The 10911-nt window shown below is 58.6% G+C and carries 11 protein-coding genes; 2 read left to right on the top strand and 9 right to left on the bottom strand.

What is annotated here, in order from left to right:
• The 5 genes from WCA53_RS28595 to WCA53_RS28575 form a co-directional block, all read right to left on the bottom strand.
• The coding region (locus tag WCA53_RS28595) for a glycoside hydrolase family 3 N-terminal domain-containing protein (RefSeq protein ID WP_423918954.1) at positions 1 to 466 on the bottom strand (466 nt) is incomplete at its 3' end.
• 204 nt (positions 467 to 670) lie between these two features.
• On the bottom strand, positions 671 to 1801 hold the full coding sequence (locus tag WCA53_RS28590; protein WP_423918951.1) for an ABC transporter ATP-binding protein: 1131 nt from the start codon (positions 1799 to 1801) through the stop codon (positions 671 to 673).
• A gap of 134 nt (positions 1802 to 1935) precedes the next feature.
• Positions 1936 to 2781: a carbohydrate ABC transporter permease gene (locus WCA53_RS28585; RefSeq protein WP_423918948.1), complete on the bottom strand. Its 846-nt coding sequence runs from the start codon at positions 2779 to 2781 to the stop codon at positions 1936 to 1938.
• Between the two features lie 2 nt (positions 2782 to 2783).
• Positions 2784 to 3701: a carbohydrate ABC transporter permease gene (locus tag WCA53_RS28580; RefSeq protein WP_423918944.1), complete on the bottom strand. Its 918-nt coding sequence runs from the start codon at positions 3699 to 3701 to the stop codon at positions 2784 to 2786.
• Positions 3702 to 3760: 59 nt separating this feature from the next.
• Positions 3761 to 5023 (bottom strand): extracellular solute-binding protein, encoded by a 1263-nt coding sequence (locus WCA53_RS28575; RefSeq protein ID WP_423918939.1) that lies wholly within the window; start codon positions 5021 to 5023, stop codon positions 3761 to 3763.
• Between the two features lie 332 nt (positions 5024 to 5355).
• Between WCA53_RS28575 and WCA53_RS28570 the strand changes: the two genes are divergently transcribed.
• Positions 5356 to 6426 carry a LacI family DNA-binding transcriptional regulator gene (locus WCA53_RS28570; protein WP_423918936.1) on the top strand — a complete coding sequence of 357 codons (1071 nt, stop codon included), beginning with the start codon at positions 5356 to 5358 and terminating at the stop codon, positions 6424 to 6426.
• A gap of 104 nt (positions 6427 to 6530) precedes the next feature.
• Here WCA53_RS28570 and WCA53_RS28565 read toward each other — a convergent pair whose 3' ends face one another.
• The 4 genes from WCA53_RS28565 to WCA53_RS28550 form a co-directional block, all read right to left on the bottom strand.
• Entirely contained in the window at positions 6531 to 6920 is a 390-nt protein-coding gene (locus tag WCA53_RS28565) for a type II toxin-antitoxin system VapC family toxin (protein WP_423918933.1), read from the bottom strand.
• Entirely contained in the window at positions 6920 to 7198 is a 279-nt protein-coding gene (locus tag WCA53_RS28560) for a hypothetical protein (RefSeq protein ID WP_423918930.1), read from the bottom strand. Before WCA53_RS28560 ends, WCA53_RS28565 begins: the two co-directional genes overlap by 1 nt.
• Before the next feature lie 169 nt (positions 7199 to 7367).
• The gene (locus WCA53_RS28555; protein WP_423918926.1) at positions 7368 to 8420 is read right to left on the bottom strand and encodes a LacI family DNA-binding transcriptional regulator; all 1053 of its coding nucleotides are present in this window, start codon (positions 8418 to 8420) and stop codon (positions 7368 to 7370) included.
• 233 nt (positions 8421 to 8653) lie between these two features.
• Positions 8654 to 9802 (bottom strand): porin, encoded by a 1149-nt coding sequence (locus tag WCA53_RS28550; RefSeq protein WP_423918922.1) that lies wholly within the window; start codon positions 9800 to 9802, stop codon positions 8654 to 8656.
• A gap of 830 nt (positions 9803 to 10632) precedes the next feature.
• Here WCA53_RS28550 and WCA53_RS28545 point away from each other — a divergent pair.
• On the top strand, positions 10633 to 10911 hold a 279-nt coding region (locus WCA53_RS28545), incomplete at its 3' end, for a helix-turn-helix domain-containing protein (RefSeq protein WP_423918918.1).

Below are 10911 nucleotides of genomic sequence, written 5' to 3'. Positions count from 1 at the left end.
GTTCGCCGATGATCTGCCCCACCCGCCCGACAAGACCCGGATTCCACGTCGCCGCATAGTTCAAGGGTGACGGAAACAGCGTGGCGTCCTTGATCATCAGGCCCACCAGACATTCTTCGTGGGACATCACCGGAATACCCAGGCGCGTGTTCTCCACCATCTGTCGTTGCAACGCGTTGAGCGCGCGCACGCCTTCTTTCGGATCGACCGTGTGCGTCCCGAGCGGACGCGTAATCTGACCCAGACCGTGTTGAAGCAGGGTCTCGACCGAGATGGCGGCATCGCCATGCGCGAAATCCACGGAACGCGATTCGTGGTTGCCATCGGAAGACAACTTCAGCCACGCGGCGTGTAGCTGGGCAATTTTCTCGTCCAGCGTCATACGTGCCAGCAAGTCGGAAACGCGCTCGTCCACAGCGGCTGCGGGGTTGCGGTAGAGCGGAATCTTACTTTGGTCAAGCAACATCTAAAACTCCTTTAAATGATCCTGGTGTGCAAAGCGGGCGTGGCGCCATCAATTCCGCTTGGGTCGCCGCAACTGCAGGAAACGGTGTCGTGTCGTTTTAGTTACTTCCACGCGTTCCATCTTCCTTTCTATATTTCGCAGTCCTTTTAATTTTCCAAATAGTGAGATGACCCGAAATTCATTGCCAGGATCGGAAGCCAAAAATCAGTGCAGGGGTGGCAGCGCGAAATCCTCTTCGTCGAACACGTGGCATGCGTCCGGCGCCAGGGCGAGCTCGATTCGATCATCGAGCGCCACACCCCCGTTGCCCGGCAATTTGGCGATCAGCATCTTGCCGTCGCCGTTGCCACCTTCAATATGCACATAGCTGTGCTCGCCCATTCGCTCCACCAGCCGCACCACGCAGCGAATTGTCTGAGCGCCCGGGCGACCCGCGGCAAGACCCAGGTGTTCGGGTCGGATGCCCAGCGTGACCTTCATGCCGACACTCACGTTCCGGCCGTCAACCTGCGCCTGCACGCGTTCGCCGCTCGTCAGTTCAACCTCGATGCCGTTGCTGTCAATCGCCGTCACAAAACCCGGCAGGAAGTTCATCTTCGGCGAACCGATGAAGCCCGCCACGAAGCGGCTCTTTGGCCGGTGATACAGATCCAGCGGCTCACCGACCTGCGCAATGCTGCCGTGTTTCTCCATTTCCGCCCCGGCGTGCAACAGCACGATCTTGTCCGCAAGCGCCATCGCCTCGATCTGGTCGTGCGTCACGTAAATCGCACTCGCCTGGCGGAATTCCCGGTGCAGTCGCGCAATCTCGATGCGGGTCTGCACGCGCAGCGTTGCATCGAGATTCGACAACGGCTCGTCGAACAGGAACACACCCGGTTCACGCACGATTGCCCGGCCGATCGCCACGCGCTGCCGCTGGCCGCCGGATAAAGCGGCAGGTCGGCGTTCCAGGAGAGTGTCGAGTTGCAGCGTGGCAGCCGTGCGCCGTACCTTGCTGTCGATCGTCGCCTTGTCCATCTTCGCCTGACGCAGTCCGAAAGCCATGTTTTCGTAGACGCTCATATGCGGATACAACGCATAGTTCTGGAACACCATGGCGACACGGCGCTGCGCGGGCGGCACGTTGTTCATCAGCCGGCCGTCGATGCGCAACTCGCCGTCGGTGATCGATTCAAGACCGGCCACCATCCGCAGCAACGTCGACTTTCCGCATCCCGACGGCCCGAGAAATACGCAAAACTCATTGTCGCCGACCTCAAGATGGACGTTGCGAATGATCGGTGAATTGCGTTCGAATGCCTTCTGTACATTAGTCAGGGTAATGCTTGCCATAGCTCGTTGTGTTCGCAGTAGAAATACGGGTGTTCGCTTAAGCTCGACTGTCCAGCCGCCAGCACCGGCTGCAACGCCTGCTCCGGCTGGCTGACCTCTGTTAACCGCTGTTTATTGCGCTTTATCTCTGACCATCAGCCCTTAAGGGAGCCGGCCATCATGCCCTTGATCAAGCGCTCCTGCCCAAACGCATAGGCCACGATGAGCGGCAGCGACGTCATCGTGACGACCGCCAGCATGGCCGGAATGTTCGACGAATATTGCCCCTGGAAATCCCATATCGCGAGCGGCAGTGTGCGATGCGCGGTTGTCGACGTGAGCATGTACGCGAAGATGAACTCGTTCCACAGCGCGATGCCGTTGTAGATCGCCACCGTCGCCAACCCCGGAGTGGAAAGCGGGAAGAAAATGCGCCAGAAAATCTTGAATGGACCACAACCATCCAGTTGCGCGGCCTCCTCAAGTTCATGCGGGATCTGGCGCATGAACTCCGTCAGGATGAAGATTGAGATCGGCAGGCTGAGCGCCACATACGGCCCGATCAGCGCGAACTGGGTGTCGTATATCCCGAGGTTGCGCGTGAGCAGATAGATCGGTACGAGCGTCGCATGCAATGGCACGATCATGCCGGCGACCACCAGTCCGAACAGAAACTTGTTCAAGCGAAAGCGCATACGGGCGAATACATAGGCCGCCATCGCGCTAAGCAGGACGATAAGCACCACTGATACACCCACCACGAAGAAGCTATTCATGAAGTAGGTGAAATAGGGGCCGTGCAACACCGCCAAATAGTTACCGAAGTAAAGATGCGCCGGCAGCGCCCAGACCGGCGCCGAGAACGTTTCCTCCTGCGTTTTCAGGCTCGTCACGATGACGAACAAAAAGGGCAGCGTCGTTACCGCGAGCCAGATCAGGCCCAGCAACGGCACACCAATGCGGATTCTTGGGAAATGAAAGCGATTCGCTTCAGCAGCCATGCTCAAACCTCTGTTTCAAAACGACGCGTCATGCGCAACGCAACGGCGGCAACAAGGGAGACGATGATGAACATCGCTGAACCGATCGTGCTGCCGTAACCGAGCTGGAACGAGCTGAACACGGTCCGGTACATGTATGTCGCCATGAGTTCCGATGAGCCTTCCGGACCCCCACCCGTCATCACGTAGATCAGGTCGAAATAACGCAATGAGCCAAGCACCGACAGGAGCACTGCCGTGCGGATCGCGCCTTGCAAATGCGGAAGCTTGATGCGCCAGAAGATCGTCCATTCCGAGGCGCCGTCCAGACGGGCCGCTTCGTGCAATTCGGCGGCCATCGACGACAGTCCTGCGAGGAACAGGATCATGTAGAACGGGACGTTTTGCCAGCAGATCACGGCGATCGTGGAAGCCAGTGAGAGGTGCGTGTCGCCCAGCCAGTCCTGCGCAAACGAACCCAGGCCCATTGCGCGCAGCGCGACATTCAGCGGGCCGAAGTTCGGATCGTAGACGTTCTTGAACAACACGCCGATCGCGACGCTCGACATCAATAGCGGCAGGAAATAAAGGATCTTGAGAATGCGCGAGCCGCGCCCCGCCTTTTCCAGTAGGACTGCCAGCGCCAACGAGATGGGCAGCTCGATCACGACTGACGCAGCCGCGAGAAGCACGTTGTTCCAAAGGGATTGCCAGAAGACGGTATCGTGCGCGAGAAGCCGCCAATTGGCGAACCCGACGAAACGAGAATGATTGCCGAGCCCACTCCAGTCGACTAGCGAAAGCCGCAGGCTGGAGAGCAACGGATACAGCAGGAATATCGCCAGGAGCCCCACCGCAGGAGCGAGAAAGACGGCGATCACCAGCCACTGCGGGGAAATACGTGCTCGCTTGGCGGGCGCGGCAGAGAGTGCAATATTCACAGATAGTTTCTCCCGGCCCACGTCGAACGACGCGGCCGGGCTCCTCTTGCAACTAAGGGTTAGCTTCCCGCTTTCGCGGCGACTTCCATTTGCTGTGCGGCTGCTTCAGGGGTCAGCGACAGGCCGAACAACTCCTGCGACGTATCCTTATGCAGTTCGCCCAGCTTCGGCGGCAACTCCTGGTCGTACCAGAGCTGCACGTTCGGCGCCTCGGTGATCAATGCCTGCAGGCGCTTCAGGAACGGATCGGTGATGGTGATGTTCTTGACAGGCGGAATCTTCTTGTCGAGAACACGCCCTTGCATCGACGTGTCGTCGGTCATCGACTGGATCAGCTTGAACGCTGCCGCCGGATCCTTACACTCCGTCGAGATGCTCATGAAGCCGTCGCCCACGGTGCCGATCACATCGCGCGGATCGCCCTTTCCGCCCGGTACGCTCGGGAACGGAAAGAAATCGAGTTTGCTGGCGAACGCGGGATCTTCATTCGCGATCGTCGATGCCTCCCAGCCCCCCATCAATTCCATTGCCGCTTTGTCCGAATACATCAGACGGCGCGACGCACCAACGTCGTAGTCAAGACCGTTGAAGCCCTGCGCGAATCCGCCCGCCTTCACCAGATCCTGGATGTACTTGCCGGCTTCGACGAAAGCCGGATCGTCGAAGCTGCCGCCAGGCGAGCGGTCCACTGCCTTGCGGAAGACCTCGGGACCGCCGATCCGGTCGACGAGGTACATGTAGTACATCGAACCGGTCCATTTGTTCTTGTTGCTCAGCGCGAACGGCGCTACGCCGTGCGAGTTCAGCACCTTGACCACATGCATCAACTGATCCCACGTAGCGGGCGGAGTCAGGTCGTATTTCTTGAACAGTTCCTTGTTATAGAAAATCACGGCCGCGGATGCGTTTTCCGCAGCCACCCCGTACTGCTTCTTATCGTACGTAACCGCGTCCCAGGAAGTGGTCAGGAAACGATCGCGATACGCTGGATTTTTTTGCAGATACGGCGTCAGGTCGACGACCTGTCCGGCTTTCACATATTCATGCAATGGGCCGCCACCCCACGATTCGAACACGCATGGCGGCTCGCCTGCGCCGAATGCCACCTTCAGCTTGGTCTTGTATGCCTCGTTCAGGACGTGTGAGTCCTCGACCTTAAAGCCCGGATTTTGATGCTCGAAGCGGTCGGCTGCATCCCTCAGCACTTTGGTTGAAGTGGCGTTGGTCTGCTGGTCCCACTCTGTAATCGTCTTGGTGGTTTGTGCAAATGCGGCTGTCGATACGACAGACACCGAGCAAAAGAGCGCCGTGGCGCCCACCATTGACCGCGCTTTAGAAAAAGCCGGGTACGCCATATTGTGTGTCCCCTCTCATGAATATTTGAATTAACCAAACATCTAACGTTAGCCTTAACGTTAACAAATGTTAGAACTATATGTCAACTATCGCTATGCGGGGTTTCCCTCGTCGCTTCGTTCCCCGTCCGTACTGGTGATAGAAACCTCATCTGGCATGCGCCGCGGTGCGGAAGACCTGCCCGCCGATAGGAACGTGGGCCCAGCTACCTCTGGTAGAATGACCGGCACAGAGACGATACCGCTAACGTTAACCACGCATTCATTCAGCTATGGCCACTCGTAAAACCTCGTCAAGCATGGCAAAGCAGACGCCCACGCTCGAGCATGTCGCCAAGCTCGCAGGCGTGTCCCAGATGACCGCTTCGCGCGCACTCAACAGCCGCCCCGGCGTGTCCCGGGCAACCCGCGACGAAGTGCTGAGGATTGCTTCGGACATCGGATATGCCGTCAACCGTACCGCGCAGAAACTCTCGGGTGGCCGTAACGGCATCATCGGCATCATCACGCCGTCGCTGGACACCCAGTTCGCCAGTGAACTGATTCTCGGCGCGGGTCGCGCGGCACGCAGCGCGGGCTGCGAGATCCTGGTCTATACCGTATTCGACGAGGATCGCCATACGCATCACGACGTGCTTGGACTGATCCAGCAGTTCTCGGACGGCATACTCGCGATCCTGCCTCGCGAATCGCTTTGTCTCGACGCGCTGGCGACCGCGAAGGTGCCGGTCGTCGTTGTCGATCAGCGCGGCACGCTGACCGGCTTTCCATCGGTATCGATCGACAACTACGGCGGCGCCCGTCTCGCGGTCGAGCATCTCGCGGGACTCGGCCACAAGCGCATTGCATTCCTTGCGGGCGACGAAACCATCGAAGGGGTACGCGACCGGCAGCGCGGCTATCACGACACCCTGGCCCGACTCGGGTTGCCGCGCGAAGAGGCACTGGTCGCGGCCGGCGATCTTTCGCAGATGATGGCGTTCGATGCCACCTTCGATCTCCTCAACCTCGCGAATCCCCCGACTGCGATCTTCAGTGCAAATGATCAGAGCGCGTTCGGCGTCATCGCCGCCCTTAGGGAGGCCGGCTTGCACGTGCCGGGCGACATCTCGGTGATCGGCTTCGACGACATCCCGATGTCCGAACAATTCCACCCGGCGCTCACGACGATCCGCCAGCCGTTCCAGCAGATGGCGCGCTCGGCGGTCAATACGCTGCTCGCGCAAATCGCGGGCATCGACGCGGCCTCGCAACGCATCATCCTTCCTGCAGAACTCGTCGTACGCGACTCCACCGGACCCGCCCCAACGAACTCGCGCAGCGGGCGTCGGACAGAGCGCAAGCGCCCAACTCGCACAGCCACGTCCTGACGCGCCTCGCCGCACGGTAGCCGGAGCACGTACGCTGCGCGAGCGCGGCACGACAGTCGCTGGGAACCGGCGAGCTAAAGCATGCCGAACCCGACTGGCGCACGTCACCAGATCGTCTCCACGTGGGTCAGCGCGCGCACCTTGGCATCGGGCGTAACAAGCGCGCCGCCGAAGGTCCGCGCGGTTGCAACGATCAACCTCTGGTGGGACGAGAGCGCCGACGACAACGTGGCCGCGCGAAACGCGATCTCGGTATCCACCGGAACCATCCGCACGCCTTCCACAGACGCAAATGTCGAGAGCCAGCTTCGCGTATCCATCGTCAGTCCGAGGCGACCATCTTCGACGTATTCCGCGATTTCAAGCGCACTGATGGTCGAAATCAGGATGTCGCCGCCGGTCAGTTCCCGATCGATCGCATTGCGTGCTGCCTTGCTCAAGCATTTTTGCCCGCTTAGCCAGCAAACCAGCGCAAACGTATCGAGCGTAATCATCAATCTTCCTGTTCTACGAGAGCCGGCCCGGATACAAGCTCCATCGCCGATGCGTGCTCCATCCCGGATGCATGCTCGATCTCGGATGCATGCTCGACATGGAAATGCAGAATGGAAGCCCGTAGTAACCCAAGTGGATCCTGGCGCTTGCTACGGTAAAGCCGAATTTCAATGGTGGGCTCCCCGCGATCCGTGACCACAACCGGCTCTCCCAACATCTCAACGTGCCGGAACAGTTCGCATGCCTTTGCCTTGAAAATGGCTTTCGAAACTTTCATTACCATTTCGGATTCCTACTCGTGACGTTTGATATAGCTGTTTTTATGCCGACGCGAAACGGTTCCGGTATGCGACCGGGCATTCGTTGTCAGTTCATTGCCGGACGGCTTGCAATGTCGTCCAGTACGTCCCTGCTTTGCCTCCCCCCACCACATAGCCCTCCACAAGCTATGCGGATAAAACTCCTTCTCCAGCCGGCAGCGATATCTGCCGCGTGGTTTCCCGGGTCACGAACGTGACCGGAAACGGCTTCAGAATGACGGATTCCTTGTGGATCAATTGCATGAGCGCTTCGGCCGCCAGGCGGCCGATTTCGTAGGTTGGCTGACGGACCGTAGTCAATGGCGGCGTCATGTACGAAGATGACGGCAAATCGTCAAAACCAACCAGCGAGATGTCTTCTGGTACACGCAGCCCATGGCGAAACAGCGAGAGACGCGCACCGTAGGCAGAGAGATCGTTCGCGCAGAAAACCGCGCTGAACGACTTGCCACGCGCGAACAATCGTTCCATCGCGGCAAGTCCACCGGCTTCCAGGAAATCTGCCTGCTCGACGCGATCGGCGTCGAAGTCGATGCCCGCTTCCTCGAGCGTCATCCGGTAGCCGACCAGGCGCTCGATTGCATCCGAATGATTCGGCGGCCCGGCGATGAAAGCGATCTCGCGATGACCCAGGTCGATCAGGTGTTGGGTCGCGTCGCGCGCGCCCTGCAGATTGTCGACCGGCAAGCCCGCGAGGGTGGCCGTACTCGATAGCGCACGCCCAAGCGCCACGATGGGCACGCGCCGCGAATACTCGTCTAATACTTGTTCATTGAGTTGTGCGTGCAGCACGATGATGCCGTCGACGCGTCGCTCGATAAAATGTTCGATGCGTGCAATTTCGTCTTTGACGTTCCAGCGACTGCTGACGAACATGGGCGTCAAACCCGGTTCATGCAGCGCGTCTTCTATGCCACGCATCCACTCGGCGTAGAACGGGCTCGAGATGGTTTGCGTCAACACGCCGATGGTGTCGGTCTTTCCACTCGCGAGGCTACGCGCAAGCCCGTTAGGCCGATAGTTGAACCGCGCAATTGCTTGCTCGACCGCCCGTTGCTTCTCAGGCGCGACGCGCGCCGATCCGTTCAGGATGCGCGATACCGTGCTGGGGGAAACGCCGGCCTCCCGAGCAATTTCGGTGAGCGTGACGTTGGGCGGGTCAAGGCTGTCATCATTCATGGGTCGTAGCATAACGACCTTGAAAGCGCTTTCAAACGCGAGAAAACCCTAAGAATGAAACAATGCCGGTCGCCTGTAAAAAGAATTAAACGATACTGGCTGCCTGAAAAAAAAAGCCGGTGCCACGTGGGTTGGAGGGTACGTGGCTCCGGCCTCTCCAATAAAGAGAAACAAAAGGTACTGTCTACATTCAGCCGACTACGATCGCTGGATCGCAGGGGCCGCTGCCTTGCTTAGAACGAGGTCATGATCCCCGCGAATACGCCAACCTGGCTGTGACCATAGTCGGGATTGCCGTTGGACGACGTGTTGGTCGCTGGGTCGTAGTTGTTGTTGCCGTACGGGCCGTTACCCAGGTTGATGTTCGACGTCGAGCTGTTGTGGACGTAACCGGCTTCCGTATAAACGAAGGTGCGCTTCGACAGGTTATACGTGGCCGCCAGCGTGTACAGCGTTGCATTGCCGTTGCCGTTGTTCGCATTTGCGTGGAACACCGCACCCGTGACCGATGCAGCAGCGTTGATCTGCCACTGGACACCAACCCATTCGTGATCGACCGTCGTCGGCGCGGCGATTCCGTCTGGTTGCGATGCAGCGGTGACGCCGACGCTCGCATCCGTCGCGTTTGGCGCGCTCAGGTGCTGGTAGCCACCGTAGAACTTCACCGGACCCAGGACAAAGGTGCCACCGGCGAGGATCGAGCGTGAAGCCGAATAGACGTTGTTGAACGTACCGTCAGCACCGCGGACTTCGTCATAGATCACGCGGAAATCGCCGGCGCCGCCCGTATAGATTGCTTCGACAGCATCAGTACGGCCTTGGCCCGTGGGAACACCAGCGGCATTGACAGGTGCCGAGTTCCAGCTTGTATTGTTAGTCAGCGCGTACTGACCTTTGAAAGCCAGGCCGCCCCATACTGGCGAATCGTACTCAGCGCCGTTGTTTGCACTGGCCCAGTTGCGGCCGCGCACCAGCGTCGAGATGGCGTAGCGCTGCATCAGTTGGGGATCCGTGCCCCAGCTGTCCTGCGACAGTTCGCCGGCGCCAAGATTACCTAACTTGAACAGGCCGGCGTAGTCATTGGTGACCCCGACAGTAGCGTGACGGCCGAACAGATTGCCTTCCGAAGCGCCGGTGAAGGTGTTCAACTGACCTTCAAGCTGGAAGACCGCCTTGGTGCCGCCACCCAGATCTTCCGCGCCTTGCAATCCGAACCATGAGCAACCCCAATCGCCGCTCTCAGCCTGATACGAGTGCCCGCCCGGAGTACCGTTTTCGTACTGAAAACCATTGTCGATACGACCATACAATGTAACGCTGCTCTGAGCGTGGGCGGCCGCTGCGGCTGCCATCAGGGACAAAGCCAGAACTTCTTTTTTCATTAGATATCCTATATTTTTTTCAACGTCTCCGAACCGCTCGGTACATGCACTTACTCTCCTCACTCCCCAGTCGGCTGAAATGCCTGCTTCACATTTCGAGGCGATTATAGGTAGCGCTTTTTCACTCGTACCGATCTGATGCGTCAGGGAAAACGCTGTTGCTCATAGCTGTTGTGCGCGATCCGCTAACCGGGTAGCACGCGTTTTGTGGCCATGACGCGGTGGTCATCTGGCTGTCAGATCCATTCGAATCCATGGAAAGCAAAAGTAAATAAAGGAGGCGCCTTGGCCTCCACGGTCAATCGCGAGACGCGTCGAACCGCAAAGTCGGCTGCGTAGGCGGGGCGGGACGTTGTAGAAATGCAACGAGAAAGTGGGAGCGCTTCCACTGGCCACCCTCCAGCCCATGAATGGGTCAGGCAAATCGCGTAGAAGTCCGTGCCGGTCTCGTGTTCCAGCGCCCGGACTCGCGGCAGGACCGCCTGTCTGCCCGTGCATTTTGTTTGGGGACCTGGGCTCTCTCCCATGTTTCAGAACTGCGGAAACGATTCGGGATTAAGCTCTCGATCTGTTTTCTTATGCATTACGGTTTTATTACAGTTAACAGCTCAGCAGCGGAGCTTCGGCTAACGTCGAAGTGATGGCTTAAGTCTCACTTTCAGGTTCACATCTGAATTCGCGTTCTTGCACGTTCCCGACAATACAGTCTATCGGCTGTTTTTTGTATTTACAGCTAATAGGTTGTATTTTTAAAATACAGCGTATAGACTGTTATTTCAATTTACAGCCTATAACCTGTATGGTGTTCATGCCCCCAGCGGAGATTTGCGGTGGACTATCCCGTCAAGACGCTTAGCCAGCTGCGGCCAATCCTTCAGGGATTCCGGAAGGCCGCAGGACTCACGCAGGCCGTCATGGCCACCCATCTCGGTGTGACGCAGCAAACCTATGCCCGCCTGGAGGCCAACCCGTCCGCAATAAGCGTGGAGCGCCTGTTCAGGGCCTTGCGCGTGCTGGGTGTAGAGCTGACACTGACTCAAACAGCTACCCCCCCGCTAACGATCAGTGGTGCTGACAGCATTGCCCCACCTTCCCCGAACCCCCAACCC

Source organism: Caballeronia sp., assembly GCF_049581465.1.
GTDB lineage: Bacteria > Pseudomonadota > Gammaproteobacteria > Burkholderiales > Burkholderiaceae > Caballeronia.
Note: the sequence above shows the minus strand (reverse complement) of the source record. Positions and strands in the feature narration are given on the sequence as shown.

Bases quoted from the DNA above. Each gene is read 5' to 3' on its own strand.
- WCA53_RS28590 (WP_423918951.1), bottom strand. From the start codon at position 1,801: ATGGCAAGCATTACCCTGACTAATGTACAGAAGGCATTCGAACGCAAT.
- WCA53_RS28585 (WP_423918948.1), bottom strand. From the start codon at position 2,781: ATGGCTGCTGAAGCGAATCGCTTTCATTTCCCAAGAATCCGCATTGGT.
- WCA53_RS28575 (WP_423918939.1), bottom strand. From the start codon at position 5,023: ATGGTGGGCGCCACGGCGCTCTTTTGCTCGGTGTCTGTCGTATCGACA.
- WCA53_RS28570 (WP_423918936.1), top strand. From the start codon at position 5,356: ATGGCAAAGCAGACGCCCACGCTCGAGCATGTCGCCAAGCTCGCAGGC.
- WCA53_RS28565 (WP_423918933.1), bottom strand. From the start codon at position 6,920: ATGATTACGCTCGATACGTTTGCGCTGGTTTGCTGGCTAAGCGGGCAA.
- WCA53_RS28560 (WP_423918930.1), bottom strand. From the start codon at position 7,198: ATGAAAGTTTCGAAAGCCATTTTCAAGGCAAAGGCATGCGAACTGTTC.
- WCA53_RS28555 (WP_423918926.1), bottom strand. From the start codon at position 8,420: ATGAATGATGACAGCCTTGACCCGCCCAACGTCACGCTCACCGAAATT.
- WCA53_RS28550 (WP_423918922.1), bottom strand. From the start codon at position 9,802: ATGAAAAAAGAAGTTCTGGCTTTGTCCCTGATGGCAGCCGCAGCGGCC.